12 protein-coding genes are annotated in these 18,290 nt (G+C 42.0%); 5 read left to right on the top strand and 7 right to left on the bottom strand.

From position 1 onward, the window contains the following. Nucleotides 1–227 precede the first annotated feature (227 nt). The 3 genes from moeB to A4S05_RS43785 form a co-directional block, all read right to left on the bottom strand. The gene (gene moeB, locus A4S05_RS30620; protein WP_069073542.1) at nt 228–1,400 is read right to left on the bottom strand and encodes a molybdopterin-synthase adenylyltransferase MoeB; all 1,173 of its coding nucleotides are present in this window, start codon (nt 1,398–1,400) and stop codon (nt 228–230) included. A gap of 139 nt (nt 1,401–1,539) precedes the next feature. Next, complete coding sequence (locus tag A4S05_RS30615) at nt 1,540–1,998, bottom strand: M67 family metallopeptidase (protein WP_069073541.1); 459 nt, start codon at nt 1,996–1,998, stop codon at nt 1,540–1,542. A 905-nt stretch (nt 1,999–2,903) separates the two neighbouring features. Then, nucleotides 2,904–3,026 (bottom strand): hypothetical protein, encoded by a 123-nt coding sequence (locus A4S05_RS43785; RefSeq protein ID WP_256091275.1) that lies wholly within the window; start codon nt 3,024–3,026, stop codon nt 2,904–2,906. A gap of 121 nt (nt 3,027–3,147) precedes the next feature. Here A4S05_RS43785 and A4S05_RS30610 point away from each other — a divergent pair, with 121 nt between their 5' ends. After that, the gene (locus A4S05_RS30610) at nt 3,148–5,826 is read left to right on the top strand and encodes a beta strand repeat-containing protein (protein WP_370684502.1); all 2,679 of its coding nucleotides are present in this window, start codon (nt 3,148–3,150) and stop codon (nt 5,824–5,826) included. A gap of 133 nt (nt 5,827–5,959) precedes the next feature. Here the strand turns inward: A4S05_RS30610 and A4S05_RS30605 are convergent, their stop codons facing one another. Beyond that, entirely contained in the window at nt 5,960–8,065 is a 2,106-nt protein-coding gene (locus tag A4S05_RS30605) for an acylase (protein WP_069073539.1), read from the bottom strand. Nucleotides 8,066–8,505: 440 nt separating this feature from the next. Here A4S05_RS30605 and A4S05_RS30600 point away from each other — a divergent pair, with 440 nt between their 5' ends. The 4 genes from A4S05_RS30600 to A4S05_RS30585 all read left to right on the top strand — a co-directional run bounded on the left by A4S05_RS30600 (nt 8,506) and on the right by A4S05_RS30585 (nt 13,578). Then, the gene (locus A4S05_RS30600; protein WP_069073538.1) at nt 8,506–9,537 is read left to right on the top strand and encodes a FecCD family ABC transporter permease; all 1,032 of its coding nucleotides are present in this window, start codon (nt 8,506–8,508) and stop codon (nt 9,535–9,537) included. After that, entirely contained in the window at nt 9,534–10,574 is a 1,041-nt protein-coding gene (locus tag A4S05_RS30595; protein ID WP_069073537.1) for a FecCD family ABC transporter permease, read from the top strand. The genes A4S05_RS30600 and A4S05_RS30595 overlap by 4 nt, the downstream gene beginning before the upstream one ends. An 82-nt stretch (nt 10,575–10,656) precedes the next feature. Further along, a complete protein-coding gene (locus tag A4S05_RS30590) occupies nt 10,657–11,487 on the top strand; it encodes an ABC transporter ATP-binding protein (RefSeq protein WP_069073545.1) in 831 nt (276 codons plus the stop codon). Nucleotides 11,488–11,757: 270 nt separating this feature from the next. Continuing rightward, a complete protein-coding gene (locus A4S05_RS30585; RefSeq protein ID WP_069073544.1) occupies nt 11,758–13,578 on the top strand; it encodes an ABC transporter ATP-binding protein in 1,821 nt (606 codons plus the stop codon). A gap of 408 nt (nt 13,579–13,986) precedes the next feature. On the opposite strand, the gene A4S05_RS30580 is transcribed toward A4S05_RS30585, so the two are convergent. The 3 genes from A4S05_RS30580 to A4S05_RS30570 all read right to left on the bottom strand — a co-directional run bounded on the left by A4S05_RS30580 (nt 13,987) and on the right by A4S05_RS30570 (nt 18,268). Beyond that, nucleotides 13,987–14,364 carry a DUF1636 family protein gene (locus A4S05_RS30580; RefSeq protein ID WP_069073536.1) on the bottom strand — a complete coding sequence of 126 codons (378 nt, stop codon included), beginning with the start codon at nt 14,362–14,364 and terminating at the stop codon, nt 13,987–13,989. A 332-nt stretch (nt 14,365–14,696) separates the two neighbouring features. After that, complete coding sequence (locus A4S05_RS30575) at nt 14,697–15,650, bottom strand: ABC transporter substrate-binding protein (protein ID WP_084227329.1); 954 nt, start codon at nt 15,648–15,650, stop codon at nt 14,697–14,699. Between the two features lie 14 nt (nt 15,651–15,664). Continuing rightward, nucleotides 15,665–18,268 (bottom strand): TonB-dependent siderophore receptor, encoded by a 2,604-nt coding sequence (locus tag A4S05_RS30570; RefSeq protein ID WP_256091274.1) that lies wholly within the window; start codon nt 18,266–18,268, stop codon nt 15,665–15,667. Nucleotides 18,269–18,290 lie beyond the last annotated feature (22 nt).

Raw genomic sequence — 18,290 nt, 5'->3', positions numbered from 1 at the left:
AGCTTGCTTCTTTGCAGAAGTAGGTGGTCTCGCTAACACTAGGCTATCTATCTATTGTTAGCTCTATAGCAAAATTAATTAATTAAAAATAGAATAATTTTTAATTTTTAACTTTTAATTCCAATAAAGATCATTAGGAGATGGGAAGTGGGGACTTAAACCGCAAACTCGCTCTGCTCAAGGCAGAAAACAGAGGCTAGTATTCCTCCTGCCTCCTGCNNCTCTTTTTAATACTCTGGAACTGAGGGATCGATTTCTCGACTCCAAGCGGTAATTCCGCCTTTGACATTCGTCCCGGCAATCCCGGCTTCCTTGAGGATGGCGAGGGCTTTTGCCGATCGCCCGCCCATCTTACAATGAGCGATTAAGCGGTGCCCGTTCAATATTTCCTTCACCTTCGCAACGCCATTTCCATTTTCAATGTCTGGTAAGGGGATCAACACTGAACCAGGAATCTTGGCAATTTCGTACTCATTGGGGTTGCGGACATCCAGCAGTACAAAATCTTTTGCACCACTATCCAGCAATTCCTTCAAATCCTTAACGGTTATTTCTTGACTTTCCATCTGCTGTTTTGCCTCCTCTGCCTTAGCTTGTGGAATTCCGCAGAATTCTTCGTAGTCTACCAGCTTTTCAATCACTGGGCGAATCGGGTTAGGACGCAGTTTCAACTCCCTAAATTTCATATCTAAGGCGTTGTATAACAACAATCGTCCATTGAGAGTGTTACCTTGTCCCAGAACAATTTTGACAGCTTCGGTTGCTTGAATTAAACCAATAATTCCTGGCAAAATTCCCAATACGCCACCCTCTGCACAAGAAGGAACCATTCCTGGTGGTGGTGGTTCTGGGAAAAGGTCACGATAATTCGGCCCACCTTCGTAGTTAAATACAGTAGCTTGCCCTTCAAAGCGTAAAATTGAACCGTAGACGTTGGGCTTATTCAGCAATACGCAAGCGTCGTTAACTAGATATCTGGTGGGGAAGTTATCAGTACCATCCACCACGATATCGTAAGGTTGAAGGATTTCCAGAGCGTTTTCAGAAGTCAGGCGAGTTTCGTATAAATCAACCTGACAATAGGGGTTAATCTCGTGAATGCGGTTTTTTGCCGATTCAATTTTGGGTTTACCCACCCAAGATGTCCCGTGGATTACTTGGCGTTGCAGATTAGAAGTATCGACAACATCGAAATCGACAATCCCGATGCGTCCAATACCCGCCGCCGCCAGATATAAAAGTAGTGGTGAACCTAGTCCACCTGTACCGATACACAATACACTGGCGGCTTTCAGGCGTTTCTGTCCTTCTAGTCCCACTTCCGGTAAAATCAGGTGTCGGGAGTAGCGTTCGTAATCGTCTTTGGTCAACTGGATTTCATCCAGATTGGGGTTGAGCATAGCAGTTATGATCTGGGAGAGCGGAATATTATCCTATCGAAAAACTGTATCTGTTATGGAGATGTCTAGTGGGGAAGATGAATTTTCATCCGTGGTAGCGGCTAAAACCGTTACGAGTGAATGTCTTTAAACTAAACAGTTAAATTATATTTTCAATTTCCTCTGCTTGGAACTGATGAGTATCATCAAGGCTCCAGCTTTGAAGTTCTCCAGCTTTACCGTTTTGGACGGAAACTATTATATACGAGTATCCTTGCCAAGCATATAGGCGATCGCATTCTGAAGGGATAGCAGGGTGATCTGGATGGGAGTGGAAAATGCCGATGATATTCAGTGAGCGATCGCGTGCTTCCTTTTGTGTTTTTAGCATAACTTCGGGTGCGATCGTATATTGCCGTCTTTTACTTTCTGTGGTGTGTTCCCCTGGAAACTCAGCAACCGCTTCGGTATTCCAAGCATTTTCTGTTGGCATGACTTCTACTACAGTTTTGCCCTCATTAACCAAATAGCCCAGAATTATACCACAGCACTCATCTGGGTAAGTGCTTTCGGCATGGCTGCGGATGGTTTGCAAGTGTTCTTGGCTAAATCTGATCATCTCTGCGTTTGTAATTTTGGTAAGCGATCGCGATTATTGCACAGGCATTTTAAGATATATGATCATAGTTTAGCTGTAGACGAATCCAGGTATCGCAGCCTTCAAAAAGGACAATATGTATTAGGTAGGCGTTGCTGAATCAAGGGNNTTAAGTTGACACCAGTGGTTTTTCGGCCCATCCCACAAAACTAGCAAAATCATCCCGCAAATATGCAACGCCATGTATTATTTTTGGCATTGCTTGAGTACGGATGGTTGTAAGTATTCTTAGCTAGCTTCGATTATGTCTGCGTTTGTAACTTTAGTAACCTCTAACAATTCTTGCTTAGATACAATATATTGCCATGCGTAGGCGTAGCCCGACCTAGGCATCGCTTGATCTTCAATCATCGCAAATAAGAAGGAAAATATGTATTTTTCTGATCAATCCTTCGAGCATTCTCAAAGTTAGCTGCCTTGAAAGCCTTCGCTCAAACTTATTTGTGACTGCTGCTGTCTGTAAGTTCTTGACCATCAATTTTCAAAATGTGAAGAACACACTACTAGCACATACATTTCTCGGCATATAATATAAAGAGTATGCAAAGATAGTTCTTTAGCTATAGACATCTAAGTAAATATTCAGTATTTAGTTAGTATCAGGTTATTTAGATGTTCTCTATTTTTAAGCAAAACGTTTACAGGCAATAGCCCACAACAAGGGTATAAAAATCCCTTTCCCTATCAATATATAGTTAACTGTTCTCTATTTCCAAGACAGTAGGACTAGTTCTGTCAAGGTGTTGTGTGAGTTTCAGGCATTTAAGCTTGATTTGACGACGTTTTTCAGCGATGCCTAAGTTGGGAATCATCGCTGCGACTATTCTATCAAGGATGGTTCTAAAAAGACTGACAACTGAAACAACCTATTTGAGTTCATCTACATGGTCATGACTTTGTACAGCTTGTGAAACTTTGATAAGTGTCACTTGCAAGCTAGTCAACAGAGTGGATTTTCGAGAAAAATTAGCGTCCTTCAAGGATGACATCAAATTATTCCGAAAGCGTCAATTCTCGGCGAATTCTTGTGTTTTGAAACGCACTAATTCAGGGCTGAGAACTAAAAATTACTGAAAAAACTGATTTAGGAAGGTAAAAGTTATGGCAAATATCATTGGAACTAACGGTAATGATGCTCTACTGGGCAGTAACGGCGCGGATACAATTAACGGTAAACCAGGTAACGATATAATCACAGCCAAGAAGGGTAATGATATCCTGACTGGTGGCGGTGGCAAGGATAAATTTGTTTATAACTTGGGTGACGGTACTGATACCATCACCGATTTTGGTGGCATTGGTAAAGGAACAAATCCAACAGCAGCAGTCATTGCCGAAGTGGATACCATCAAATTCCAAGGTGCTGGTTTGAGTGCCCGAAATCTACTGCTTACGCAGAATGGCAGCAATCTAGAAATCACCTTTGAAGGGGTGGATGGTGCCAAAGTTCTCCTCAACAACTTCAAATTAGAAAACTTAGAAAATCTGAATGCTTCTGGTACAAGACCAGCTATTGGCAATATCCTGTTTGATGGGCAAACTAGCATCACCGACAGTTTTGATGTCTTTGATGCCAATTCCACTCAAACTAGCCTGTTCAACAAAAACACAGTCACATTCCTCAATGACCTCTCCAACAATATTACAGGTTTAGACGACTCCAATGATGTCATCAATGGTCAGGGGGGTAATGACAAAATCGACGGTAAAAGTGGCAACGACCTTTTGAGAGGTGGTGCGGGGAATGATACCCTCCTTGGTGGTGAAGGCAATAATACTCTCCTTGGTGGTACTGGTGACGATAACTTGAGTGCTAACAGTTCAACAGGGGATAATTTGCTCTCTGGAGGCGATGGCAATGATTCTCTCTCCGTTTCTGGCTACGTGGAAGTCAACTACCCAGATGGGTATGACTTTCGCTCGTCTGGCAAGAACACCCTCAACGGTGGTGCTGGTAACGATACTTTAAATGCTAGCGGTTCAACAGGCAATAACCTGCTTTCTGGGGGTGATGGCAATGATTCTCTCTCCATCTCTGGCTACTACGAAGGAAACATCTACTTTAATGATGACTCTCGCTCATCTGGCAAGAACACCCTCAACGGTGGTGCTGGTAACGATACTTTAAATGCTAGCGGTTCAACAGGCGACAACCTGCTTTCTGGGGGTGATGGTAATGATTCTCTCTCCATCTCTGGCTACTACAAATACACTCCCTACGAAGACCCGTATGAACCCCGCAACCTCTCCTCTACATACGACTCTCGCTCATCTGGCAAGAACACCCTCAACGGCGGTGCTGGTAACGATACCTTAAATGCTAGCGGTTCAACAGGCAATAACCTGCTTTCTGGGGGCGATGGTAATGATTCTCTCATTGGTGGTACGGGGAATGATACCCTTTTTGGTGGTAGAGGGAATGACTCTCTCGACGGTGGTAGTGGTAACGATAATTTAAATGTTGACTCTTCACCAGGCAATAACCTGCTCTCTGGTGGTGATGGCAATGATACTCTCTCGGCATTAGGTGACTACTATGGCGATGTGGTGTCTGGTAATAACACCCTTAAAGGTGGCGCTGGTAATGATAGCTTGAGTGCTGACGGTTCAGCAGGCGATAACCTACTGGATGGTGGCAATGGCAATGATTATCTCTCCGTCTCTGGTGGCTACTACGATCCTGAAGTGTCTGGTAATAACACCCTTAAGGGTGGCGCTGGTAACGATAGCTTAAGTGCTTTCTTTTCAACAGGCGATAATTTACTGGATGGTGGCGATGACAAAGATAATCTTTCCGTCAATCTTGCCAGTGGTAATAACACCCTCAACGGTGGTGCTGGTGACGATTACTTGAGTGCTAATATTTCAACAGGGAATAACCTGCTTTCTGGTGGGGATGGCAATGATTCTCTCTTTGCCTCTGAGTTCGAGGGCTACAGGTTTGATAATACCAGTGGTAATAACACCCTCAACGGTGGTGCTGGTAAAGATTACTTGAATGTTAACTATTCACGAGGTGCTAATCTGCTCTCTGGTGGCGATGGCAACGATACTCTCTCCGGCTCTAGTTATGGTTACGGCTTCGGAGGATCTTTTTATAACACCACTGGCAATAACACCCTTAACGGTGGTGCTGGTGACGATAACTTGAATGTTGACTATTCATCAGGCAACAATCTGCTCTCTGGAGACAGTGGCAATGATTATCTATCCGCCTCTGGTTACCAATATGATAAAGACGGCAACGACGGCGAAGGAGTTTATCGCAGAGCATCAGGCAATAACACCCTTAAGGGTGGTGCTGGTGACGATAAGTTAATTGTTGATTACTCAACAGGCAAGAACCTCCTGTTTGGGGGTGATGGCAATGATACTCTCTCCGCTTACGGTGCATTAGGCAATAACACTCTTAATGGTGGTTCTGGAAATGACTACCTCACAGGTGGTTTTGGCAATGACACCCTCTATGGAGGAGATGGTATTGATACATTTGCCTTCAATAGTTACAAGCAAGGTGTTGATCGTCTTTATGACTTCAACGCTACTAATGAACTGATTCAGGTATCGGCTACTGGTTTTGGTGGTGGGTTATCAATACCTTCACTTTCGGCTAGTCAGTTTACCCTTGGAACGTCTGCAACGACAAGCAATCAACGATTTATCTATGACAATATTACAGGTTCACTGTACTTTGACCAAGATGGTAGTGCGGGTGGATTTGCTCAGGTAAAATTTGCACAATTATCTGCTGGATTGTCGCTAACCAAAAACAATTTTGTGGTTGTTTAATTGTAATTAGCACCAGCCCTTGCCCTGGCTGGTTCCCAGCCTGGAGGCTGGGAACCAATCCTGAGAGGCTCCGCCTCTAGTGGCTTGAGCAGAGGCAACACAGGATTTTGAGCTTATCTTCGTGCCATTCACCTTAGAATATTTTACGTTCTTCTAGATGGGCAAGAATATCTGAGCGATCGCGCCACACAGTCCGCAACTTTTTGTTGGCGAACATCTGTAACTGGTCGCTAATGTGCGGCGATCCGGGTTGAGTTGCATTACCATAGCTGGTGAGTGCCATTGCCCGTACAGGGTTGGAAAATTCAATTGCAGCCACATAGGAATCACCTCCAAATGCTTGGAACTGACCGTTTGCTCCAGGAGCAGAATTCAGTACCCGAAAAATTCCCAGGCTATCATCCCCACCATTACCAGGCAAATCCACATCACCCAACCGTAGCCGAAAAACCTGGCCCCACGGTACATCAATTGCCCCATAAGTCTTTTCTACCTCTGCTGCGGCTGCTTGCAGAGTTGCAACTGCACTTTCAGGATTAGCTAAACCATCGGGTGTAGTGCGTGGAGAATTTTCATTCCAGGGTTTACTAAATGTCTTATCCCAGTCCAGTTGTTGAACCCAAAAGGCAAATAATACTGCTCCGCGACTATCTGCATCAGCTTGCCGATCCCAGGCTTCTAAAACATTTGCTGCTTTTTGCCCTAAGTCCTGACCGTACTTGCGTGCAGCCGGAATTAAATCATCCAAAATCCGATCAGCTAGTTCCATACGGGTAGAGTGCTTGTATGCAACCATTTCATCAAAAGAGATTTTGTCATCCTCAGCCAACATCCTTACAGAACGTTGGGAGCGGAAACCCATGAAACGAGGTGCCATGTAAGGCGGGTAATTATCTGCTTTAATGGCGGTTGGAAATGTAGTTGTCCAAGGTGGGTCATTTGTATTTTGCAACCAGCCACTCTTCGGATCAACTATGCGCGGTAAATCTTGGTAAGGATGAATTTTTGTCCACAAGGTTTTAGATGTATTTCCTGGGATTATGCCTTCCCAATATTTAAAATCACCACTAGAACGCACTGGAACTTGACCGTTGAATAGGTGCATAATATGCCCTTCTCGATCCGCATACATCACCGTAAACATTGGCAATTGCAAGCGCTGGAGCGTTTTTTCAAACTGGTTAAGGTTTTTTGCTCGTGCCATATCCCACCACTGCTGGAGTACACCTGGTCGATCAAGACCTGCAACTCTTAGCGCTATGGCTTTACCATTTTTCTCGGCTACTATAGGCCCGTGGACAGAACTTTTCACTACTAATGGTTGCTCTTGTAAGGAGCCATCTTTCTGCTTCACCTTCAAGGAGAGGGTTTTTGTCTGAAAGTTACGAACTTTGTCATCAAACCGGTATCCATTCCCGGCCAGTGTGAGTTCATAAATATCCCAACCATCATAAGTATTAACAGTGTGAGTCCAACCTAAGTTGTTATTGAATGCGATCGCTAATACGGGAATACCTACAAGTGTTGCTCCATAAGCATCTATTCCTGGAGCGGTGATTTGGGCTTCATACCACAAAAATAAATCTGACCAAGGTAGATGTGGGTTCGCTAGCAACATTGCATTCCCATCGGCAGAATGACTTGGTGCGATCGCCCAACCATTAGATCCTGCTTGCAACTTTTCTTTGCTCAGACCTAATACTTGCTCAGGATTGACCACAAAGGTGAAATTGAGTACCCGATGTAAGTGAGCCATGACATCTTCTGCCTTGACTGGTAGCACCACCTCAACTTGATCATCAATTAAGTTAGGATTTTGTTTTGCATAAGCATTGATCCCAGTAGCAAAAGCATCGAGATAACTACGAAAAGTTGGACTCTGTGCCTTGTACCAAGAACGAGCACGTTCTGGTACTCCCGCAGTTTGTACCCAACGATCTGATTCCAGGTATTCCTCTCCCCAATATTCCGCCGCGCGTCCTCGTGCTTGACCATAGAGACGCAAAAGTAAATCTCCATGACTTTGCATTTGTGCCCAACCAAAGGCATAAAATGCACTCTGGTCATCTTTACCGTAAATATGCGGTACACCGTATGTATCCCATAATATCTCTGTGGATTTTGTTGGTACAGCCACAGCGCGGCTTCCGATAAACAAAACCAGTATCAAGCTGAGTATTAAGGGTAAAACGCGTATTGATTTTCTTTTGTAAACTCTGAGTAAAGTATCAATCCTCATTAACACCACCATTTACAGATGTAACGACTGGGGATTAGGGATTGGGGATTAGGGATTGGGGAATGGGCATTGAAAAGAAGCTGAGGGGCGGGGTGCTACTCTTGCTGATGAGAAAACTTTTCTCCCTGCTCCCTTACTTCGTCCCCAGTCCCCAGTCCCCAGTCCCTAATTCCCAATCCCCTCTCAACACACAAGTGACTTTGACAAAGCAGATTTAAGCCGATCTCACAATACCACTTTGTTGAGAAAATATATCAAAACTGTAATGACATCCCTTATTCCGTTTAAAAAATGGAAAAAGGCTGCATGATCATGTAATCTATATATTTATCAAGAAAGATTATCAATTCTAATGATTAAAAAGCTGTTAAATATTGAGAGTGCCTATTGAAAAGAACTAACCAGCAGAGCGTAATAGTTTCAAATGACGGCAGGATCAAATGATAAAAGCAACTACACTCTCACCTAGAGAATTGAAAAAGCCACCCATTACAGCCTTCTTTGGTCTGGTTTTGGGAATATGTATGCTACTAATTTGCTTGGTGTACAGTGTGACGCTAGGTGCAGCAGAAATACCTCTAGGTAAGATTTTGACATCTTTTCTAGCCTTTGATGGTTCCTACGATCACTTAGTTATTCAGACTGTGAGATTACCGCGATCGCTAATTGCTATCCTTGTAGGTTCAGCCCTTGCTGTATCAGGAGCATTGATGCAGGGTTTGACGCGAAACCCTTTAGCAGATCCAGGTATTCTGGGTATTGAATCGGGAGCCGCGCTCTTTGTAGTTGTCGCAACTTTTATTTTTGGTAGCTCATCCCTAAGTGTTTATGCTCTTGCGGCATTTCTAGGTGCGGGAGTAACAGCGGTGTTAGTTTATATCCTTGGCTCTCTGGGACGAGGAGGAGCCACCCCACTGAATCTGACAGTAGCAGGAGCGGCGTTAACTGCTCTGATTTCTTCCTTTACCACTGGTATCCTCATTGTCAGTCAACAAACACTCGAAGAAGTGAGATTTTGGTTGGCTGGTTCATTATCTGGTCGAGATTTTAATTTATTCTTACAACTACTGCCTTTCGTCGGCATCGGATTAGTAGTAGCTTTTGCCCTCGGCAGACAAATTACCACTATGAGTTTAGGTGAAGATGTCGCTAAAGGTTTGGGTCAGCAGACAGCTTGGATCAAAATATTGACCGCTATCAGCGTAGTTTTACTAGCAGGAAGTTCCGTCGCTCTTGCAGGGCCAATCGGCTTCATTGGTTTAGTCGTTCCCCATATAGTGAGATTTTATATTAAAGCCGATTATCGTTGGATATTACCTTATTGTGCAGTTTTAGGTGCTATCTTACTCTTGGTCGCAGATATTGCCGCCCGTGTATTGCTCAAACCACAGGAGTTACCTGTAGGTGTAATGACAGCAATAGTTGGCGCTCCTTTTTTTGTCTACCTGGCTAAGTCGAAGGTGAAAAAATGAGTTTTGATTGGCTAGTCATTCGTTCTCCGGCGATATCTTTCCGAATTGACCGACGTGTACCAATCATACTGCTATGTTTGGCAGTAGCGATCGCAGTGGCGATGGTGATCAATGTCGGGCGTGGTGAATATCCAATCTCGCCTTTAGATATCGTGAAAACTATATTGGGTTTAGATACAAGAAACCCAGACCATCAATTCGTGATTCAAAATCTGCGTCTACCCCGCACCCTTGTAGCTTTTATGGTGGGAATGGCGCTGGCAATTTCTGGTACTATCTTCCAAGGGCTGACACGCAATCCCTTGGCTGACCCAGGTATTATCGGCATCAATGCTGGGGCTAGTCTGGCGGCAGTTACAGTAATTGTACTATTTCCATCAGCACCAATTTACACCTTGCCTTTGTCGGCTTTTGCTGGCGCATTGCTGATGGCGATTTTAATTTACTCGCTGGCTTGGAATAACGGTAGTTCTCCGATTCTATTAATTTTAATGGGTGTTGGTTTATCTGCGATCGCCAGTGCCATAACCAGCTTAATGATTACCTTTGGCGAAATTAATGACGTTAGTAATGCTTTGGTTTGGTTAGCTGGGAGCGTCTACGGCCGGACTTGGGAGCAAGTCTTTTCTCTGTTACCTTGGTTAATTGTTTTTGTCCCAATGGCTTTGACACTAGCAAGGCATTTGAACGCTTTAAATTTAGGAGATGATGTCGCCAAAAGTTTAGGTAGTCAGGTGGAATGGCAACGTGGTTTACTCGTGCTGGTGGGTGTAGCCTTAGCAGGTGCGGGAGTCGCCACCGCCGGAAATATTGGTTTTATTGGTTTAATCGCACCTCATTTAGGACGACAGTTGGTAGGTGGAACCCATGAAGGCTTGATTCCTACTTCCGCCCTCTTGGGGGGAGCAATTGTTGTGATAGCAGACTTGCTAGGAAGAACTCTGTTTGCACCTATCGAACTTCCTTGTGGAATCGTAACTGCTGCTATTGGCGCTCCTTATTTTCTTTATTTATTAATTCGTAACCGCAAAAAATAAAGGATTGGGGACTGGGGACTTGCTAAAAATCATATTTTATCAATCCAAAATCTAAAATCTAAAATCTAAAATGGCTTCACTTATGAAAGGACTCTCAACCAAAAGTCTGTCTTTAGCTTACGATGGTGCGCTGATTATCCGTGACCTAAATTTAGCAATCCCCACCGGACAAATTAGTGGTTTAGTTGGTGCTAATGGTTGTGGTAAATCAACGTTATTACGAGGTTTAGCAAGATTACTCAAACCCCGTGGCGGTACAGTATATCTTGATGGAACATCTATTTTTAATCTTTCCACCAAAGAAGTAGCACAGCAGTTAGGTATTTTGCCCCAAGGGCCAGTAGCGCCGGAAGGGTTAACAGTGCGAGATTTGGTAGCACAAGGACGTTATCCTTATCAAAATTGGTTGCAGCAGTGGTCGGAAAAAGATGAAAAAATCGTGCAGCAAGCACTAGAAATTACAGATTTGTTGAAATTAGCAGATAGAGCATTAGATACTTTGTCTGGTGGACAACGACAAAGAGCTTGGATTGCAATGGCATTGGCACAAGATACAGATATTTTACTTTTAGATGAACCGACTACTTTTTTAGATTTGGCGCACCAGATAGAGATTTTGGATTTATTGTATGAGTTGAACCAAAATCAGGGACGGACAATTGTGATGGTGCTACATGATTTAAATCAGGCGTGTCGTTATGCTGATTATTTAGTTGCAGTCAAAGATGGTCGAATTTTTGCTGCTGGGGAACCAAAGCTAGTGATGACTCAAGAAATGGTTCAGGAGGTTTTTGGGTTAGAGTGTCAAATTATCCCTGACCCAGTAGTAAAGACACCGATGTGTGTACCGATAGGACGCAAGGGAAAAGTAAATAATAAAAAGGAGTCAGAATTCATAATTCATAATTCATAATTCAGAATACTCTATCCATGAAGGGATAGAGTTTTAAATGAGTTAAAAAAATTCATCCTAGTTTCGCGCCACTTGCGGGCCAGGTTTTAAATCAATATTCATTACCCAGTCGTACAGAATTCATACTGAATTCTGACTCCTGAGTTCTGAATTCTTCCTATAAATTTTCTGCAATGACTGATTAGATTTCTACTAAAGACATTGCTTAAAAATACACTTTCTAGTGCAGATTATTTTAACTCACATTCACCTAACTACAAACAACAAACAGTGACAATCACATCACAATCTCCTAGAGTATCTAAAAATCGTAGTAATTCAGCCCATCCTTTACAACGCTTGCTCAACTATGGCAGCCAATATCGTCAACAAATTTGGCAAGCAACAACATTTTCGATCATCAATACACTTTTAGACTTAGCACCACCGTGGTTGATTGGTACTGCGGTAGATATTCTCGTAAAGCAGCAAGATTCTCTAATTGCAAAGTTGGGAATAAAAGATGTATTTTCACAATTTTTATTGCTTTCTATTGTCACTGTCATTATTTGGATATTTGAATCACTTTCTCAGTACGCCTATGATAGAATTTGGCGTAGTCTAGCTCAAAATATCCAGCATAGTTTACGCTTAGATACTTACAATCATGTCCAAGAATTAGATTCAGCTTACTTTGAAGAAAGCAGCACTGGTCGTTTGATGTCAATTTTGAATGATGATATCAATCAGTTAGAAGATTTTTTAAACTTTGGAGCTAATGATATCATCCAGATTAGCACCTCAATCATTATTTTAACTGTTGGTGCTTTCTTTGTTTTACCTCCTTCCATTACCCTAGCAGTAATGTTGCCCATGCCATTTATTGTTTGGGGTTCATTTACTTATCAAAAGCGTCTGGAAGCCCGTTATGCTGAGGTGCGGGAAAAGGTAAGTTTTTTGAATTCACGATTGGCAAATAATCTTAGTGGAATTAACACAATTAAAAGTTTCACTGCTGAAGATTATGAAAGCGCTAGATTAGCAGGAGATAGCGAAGCATATAGAAAAAGTAACAACAAAGCAATTAAACTTTCTGCCGCATTTGTGCCCTTAATTAGAATGTTAGTTTTAGTAGGGTTTACAGCCTTATTATTTTGGGGAGGGATGGCGGCATATGCTGGTCAAATATCTATTGGTAATTACAGTGTTTTACTCGTTTTAGTACAGAGATTATTGTGGCCATTAGTCACATTAGGAGAAATATTCGACAAATATCAAAGGTCAATGTCTTCTGCCAATCGGATTATGAATTTGTTAGATGCTCCCATCAATATTATTAGAGGAAATATATCTTTAAATGTCGCTCAGGTACGTGGCGAAATTGACTTTAAGCAAGTAACTTTTGCTTATCAAAATAGAGAACCAGTAATTAAAAAACTATCTTTACATATTCCCTATAGCAAAACTATTGCTATTGTTGGGTCTACAGGTTCCGGGAAAAGTACCTTAGTTAAATTACTACTGCGATTTTATGATATTTCTTCTGGAACAATTACTATTGATGGTATTGATATCCAAAAATTAAACTTACGCGATTTGCGTCGCAGTATCGGTTTGGTTAGCCAAGACGTATTCTTATTTCATGGTACGGTTGCTGAAAATATCGCCTATGGTACTTTTGATGCTACCGATGAACAAATAATTGCAGCTGCGAAAATTGCCGAAGCTGATGATTTTATTATCCGTCTACCCCAAGGTTATGAGACAATGGTTGGTGAGCGGGGTCAAAAATTATCTGGTGGACAACGCCAAAGAATTGCGATCGCTAGGGCTGTTTTAAAGAATCCACCAATTTTGATTTTAGATGAAGCCACCTCAGCAGTGGATAATGAAACTGAAGCTGCTATTCAGCGTTCTTTGGAACGCATCACTGCTAATCGAACGACAATAGCCATAGCTCATCGTCTTTCCACTATCCGCAATGCTGATTGTATTTATGTGATGGAATATGGAGAATTCGTTGAGTCGGGAACACACGAAAAATTGTTGGAGAAGAATGGGATTTATGCTGGTTTGTGGAACGTGCAATCGGGAATGAAAAATCTTGGTTAGTAGGGAAATGAATTAGATTAATAGCGATCGCAATCCTCTGGAAGTAGCGGGTAAGTGCGATTCCTGATGATCCGATAATTTAGAGGTTGCTTGAAAAGGGTTTTGCTGTGACTTAGGGGGATCTAAAATTTTTGATACTGAAAATAAGACTTTTCAAACATCCTCTTATACCGTTTCTTTATGAAGCTGCGGTGTAAACACAAGTCTGGAGTAGTTTACGAATCTGGTTTTTACCCCACCCTAACCCTCCCCTTGCAAAGGGGAGGGAACTGGATTTATTTTCCCCCCTTTCCAAGGGGGGATTAAGGGGGGTAACTTGTGTATACACCGCCTTACCAAGAGGGGTTCATAAGGCGTATCTTCATACAGAATTGGTATTAGAGTCAAATCAAACATATCTTACCAAAGCTATGATTTTGCAGGCGGAATTTGCGCGAAAATCTTAGACTGCAAAAGTTCGGAAAATTTTTCCCAAACTATGCCACCTTTACGACTCTTGATATACAGTTGCATAAATTCTATTAACGCTGCTGAACTTTCTTCTGGGGAAAGATTGACAAATAGATAGGTGGGTTTCTCGTGGCTAGATACAGATACAACACAGCCTTGACTGCAAGCCCAAAGACATCCTACAGGCTGAATTTCTAGTTCGTCAGGATGGAATTGTTGATTACATAAACTATTTAGTTTGTCAAGTAAAGTATTTCCATCAAAAGGCGGATTTTCTGGTCGTTCTTCAGATGAACGATGGCAGGCTTTGCAGACGAATAGCGTGTGTTTAGTCATGGGTTAAGGTGTGTTGACTGGGTATTTAAATAAATCATCAATTACGGCATCAGCCGCAAGCAAAACTGACTCTCTCAAGGTTGATACTTTTACTAAGTAAACATGATTTTTCTGAACGGTTTTAAGCGTTTTGCATAGTGGTTTTTGTTTGAGTTATTTCAATTATTTTTCATTGTCATCTTCATAAATTCTTCTAAATATAATATCACCGTCTACTCCTATAGTTATTCTTCAGGAATAAAAAGGTATATCTTTGTAGTAAAAACATCTTGCTTCATCAGAAAAATAGTAGCCGGATTTACAGACGAATATGATATGTTCGGGAAATTGAGTTAGTGAGCATTGACGAGGTATTTAAATAAGTCATCAATAACTGCATCAGTTCCTAGCATATTTGTTGCAGCCCATGCCATAAAATCAACATAATAAACGTGATGCTCTTGAACAGCTTTAAGTTTTTTCCAAAGTGGTTCCTGTTGTTTTTTTGCCAGAAATTTATTGCCATTTCTTGAAAAAGTTGTCACAAATAAAATATCGCCATCAGCTTTTTTTAATTCCTCTAAGGAAATAGGAAACGCTCCATAGGTTGAATCGATATTTTGTGAGGCTGGACGCTGCAAAAGTGCATCACTGATAATGGAGCCAGGAAATGAGTTTTTGGAATCAATGTATATCTGCTCACGTCCAACAGTTACAAAGGATATTTTTTTGCCTTGATAGCGATTTCCTAATGCTAGTTTTAGCTTTTCTATTCGCTGATAGTAGCGATCCCAAAGTGCTTTTTCAGCATCTTGCTTCCCCAAGGATTCAGCTACAAAACTCAGATGTTTTTGCCAGCTTATGTAATCAATCTCACCTAATACTGTAGGGGCAATTTTAGATAGTAAAGGATAAATTGGCTTGAACCAATCTACACCAATAATTAAATCTGGCTTGAGTCGTAACGTTGCTTCTAAATTTGGTTGTGAAAGTCCAAGTAATTTTATTCCCTCCGATTTACCATTAATGGATGTCAGAGAGTTACCCTCTATGTAAACTTCGTTAGTTGTCCCGATGGGTTTAACCCCAAGTGCTAGGACATTGCCTAAAGTACATGAGGATAAGGTAATAATACGCTGGGGATTAACGGGAACACAGGTTTCCCCCATTGTGTGTTTAACCATGCGACATTCTGCGGTTGGTTGTTTAGGTAAAGATGATATATTTTGAGATGTGTGGAGATTGCAAGCTGTAACTAGAGTAAATCCGAAGATGCCTAATATTAGCCAGTAAGAAAAATGTCGCATGATTGTCTCAATTATTAAAACTGCCAAGAAATAGTTCCTTGAACTGTAAAAGGTTGTCCATAATAAACACGATTACCTAGTGAGCTTTCAAAATAGTCTATGTCAAATAGATTTTTGAAGTTGAGTGCGGCTCTGAATCGATCTTGTTTGTAGAAAATAGAGGCATCAGTCCGAAAATAGCTAGGTACAGTATAAGTGTTATCAAAATTAGCGCGATCGCCTACAAAAAACAAGCCGATTCCCGCCCCTAAGCCTTGTAAATTACCTTTTTGAATTTCGTAGCTTGTCCACAAGTTGAAAGAATGATTGGCGCTATTTGATAATCGGTTTCCAGGTGTCAAAGTATTATCTTTCGTAATGCGGGCATCGATATAAGCATAGCCTGCAAAAATATTCCATCCTGGTAAAATTTCACCCGCCAGATTCAGTTCAACCCCTTGGCTATTCTGCTCACCTACTTGGATAGAAAAGTTTGGTCTGTTAGGATCTTCTGTCGTGACATTGGTACGGGTTAAATCAAATAAGGCTAGGGTTGCGGAAAGGCGATCATTCAAATCTGCTTTTACCCCAACCTCATACTGATTACCGCGTTCTGGCTCGAAGGAAGAGTCAACACCAAAAAAGTATGAGCCGCCTGGTGGAGTGAATGAACTTGTATAACTGGTATAGAGAGAGATAGCGGGGATGGGTTGATAGACAATGCCAAAACGAGGACTGAATGCACTATCTGTCCCACTGCTTTCTGTGTTACTGATTAAATCTTCATATTTTCGATCAATCACGTCAAACCGCCCACCTAATAGCACTTTCAAGTTATCTGTCAGGGAAACTTGGTCTTGCAGATAAATTCCTAATGAGTTCGTCTGCTGTCGAACTGCAAAAGAAGAAGGGACTTGTACTCCTCGCGGTTGACCATATATAGGATTGAAGATATCAATTGATGCCGCCTCGAATTCATCAATTGGTGGATTAAAGTTGTCAAAACGATTTAAATCAAACCCAAATAGTAGCTGATGTTGAATTGAACCTGTGGAGAACTTACCGATTAGATTAGTCGTCATCGCATAATTTTTATTTTCAGAAGATCCTTCTGACGCTGAACGCCTCCAAGTTCGATTATCTGGTTCTAAACCATTAGAATCGGTGCGGCGTTGAAAGAGATCACGAAATACAAACCTAAACGCATTGTTTAACGACCAATTTCCGTCAAACTTATGGTCTATTCGGTATCCAAGCCTGATAATTGTCTGCTCAATGCTATCAGAAGGTTCAAAAAGGTTGAGATTACGGGACACTTTCCCGTTTGGGTTAGGTAATAAACTACCAATCACAGGTACGCCAGATGCGATCGTATCTCTTGTTGTGATGTATTCTGCTTCCAAGTTCAGGTTAGTTTTCTCGCCAAGTGCTACACTAATTACAGGCGATATATTGAAGCTTTCACCATTAAAGAAATCAACAAAACTACCTGAATTTCTGTAGGCTAAGTTGAGTCTATATAAGACTGTCTTCGAGTCATTTAGCGGCCCCGATAAATCAACCGCACCTCGATAAAAACTATAGCTGCCAATAGTTGCTTCAACAGCATAAAAAGGGTCGGGCAAAGGACGTTTAGATATGAGGTTGATACTTCCCCCTGGATTACCCAAACCAAATAAAACTGATGCAGGGCCTTTGAGAACTTCGACTCGCTCAATACTGGAAAGTTCACTCACCTGTCCAGCCAATGTGTCAATGAGTCCATCTCTCAGAAGATTCGTCTCTGTTGCATCAAATCCGCGAATGCTATAGAAAGTAAATGGGCCAAAGTTAAAACTCTGATTGACACCAGCAACATTTCTGAGCGCATCGTCTAAACGAGTTACCTGTTGGTCGCGCAATACTTCTTGTGGTACTACTTGAATTGATTGGGGAATGTCACGCAAAGGTGTATCAGTTTTTGTCCCAGTCGTAGTATTTGTTACACTATACCCATCTTCCTCACCCGTCACCACTAACTCAATTGGCTCATCCTGCTGTGCTGCTGGTTCCTCTTGCGGTGTCTCACTTGCTGGCTTCTGTGGTATTTCCGGTGGCTGTGTCGCCGTTGCAGCAGGTGTTATCCCAAAAATTAAACCTTCATCACTATCAAATAAATCAACTTTGGGCGAACTTATCTCACCTGTCACCGTTACCCGGATAGTATTTGCATCGATATTGGTTACGGTGACCCCTGTAATTCCACTGGCAGGATTTTCTTGACGAAACTCACTACCAGATGCCAAACTTAACTGAGCATTGGGAATATCTGCAATAAAATTATTCCCTTCACTCTTAATTACAGGCTGCAACTTATCTGAACCTGTATTCTCTAAAATTACTTCTAGTTCCTTGTCTGTTGGCCTTAGCTTTACACCCGTTACCTGAATTATCCCTTGGGCAAGCCACTGATTAACCGTAGTCGCTGGGCGCACAATTTCATTTAAACGAGGAATTTTCTGATTACTTTTAGCCGTAGTTGCCACAGGAGACGTATTTGGATCAGAATTAGTAAAACTTGCTTCTGCCCCAGCTGGCAAGGCAACCAATCCCAAGAAAGAGCCAAGCATCAACACCTTCAACCAGCAATAATTTGACATCAATGCTCACACCATTAATAAG

Origin of the sequence: Nostoc sp. KVJ20, assembly GCF_001712795.1 — a bacterium.
Classification (GTDB): domain Bacteria; phylum Cyanobacteriota; class Cyanobacteriia; order Cyanobacteriales; family Nostocaceae; genus Nostoc.
Note: the sequence above shows the minus strand (reverse complement) of the source record. Positions and strands in the feature narration are given on the sequence as shown.

Excerpts from the sequence above, each read along its gene's own strand:
- moeB (WP_069073542.1), bottom strand. The coding sequence starts at position 1,400 with ATGCTCAACCCCAATCTGGATGAAATCCAGTTGACCAAAGACGATTAC.
- A4S05_RS30615 (WP_069073541.1), bottom strand. The coding sequence starts at position 1,998 with ATGATCAGATTTAGCCAAGAACACTTGCAAACCATCCGCAGCCATGCC.
- A4S05_RS43785 (WP_256091275.1), bottom strand. The coding sequence starts at position 3,026 with ATGTCATCCTTGAAGGACGCTAATTTTTCTCGAAAATCCACTCTGTTG.
- A4S05_RS30605 (WP_069073539.1), bottom strand. The coding sequence starts at position 8,065 with ATGAGGATTGATACTTTACTCAGAGTTTACAAAAGAAAATCAATACGC.
- A4S05_RS30600 (WP_069073538.1), top strand. The coding sequence starts at position 8,506 with ATGATAAAAGCAACTACACTCTCACCTAGAGAATTGAAAAAGCCACCC.
- A4S05_RS30595 (WP_069073537.1), top strand. The coding sequence starts at position 9,534 with ATGAGTTTTGATTGGCTAGTCATTCGTTCTCCGGCGATATCTTTCCGA.
- A4S05_RS30590 (WP_069073545.1), top strand. The coding sequence starts at position 10,657 with ATGAAAGGACTCTCAACCAAAAGTCTGTCTTTAGCTTACGATGGTGCG.
- A4S05_RS30580 (WP_069073536.1), bottom strand. The coding sequence starts at position 14,364 with ATGACTAAACACACGCTATTCGTCTGCAAAGCCTGCCATCGTTCATCT.
- A4S05_RS30575 (WP_084227329.1), bottom strand. The coding sequence starts at position 15,650 with ATGCGACATTTTTCTTACTGGCTAATATTAGGCATCTTCGGATTTACT.
- A4S05_RS30570 (WP_256091274.1), bottom strand. The coding sequence starts at position 18,268 with ATGTCAAATTATTGCTGGTTGAAGGTGTTGATGCTTGGCTCTTTCTTG.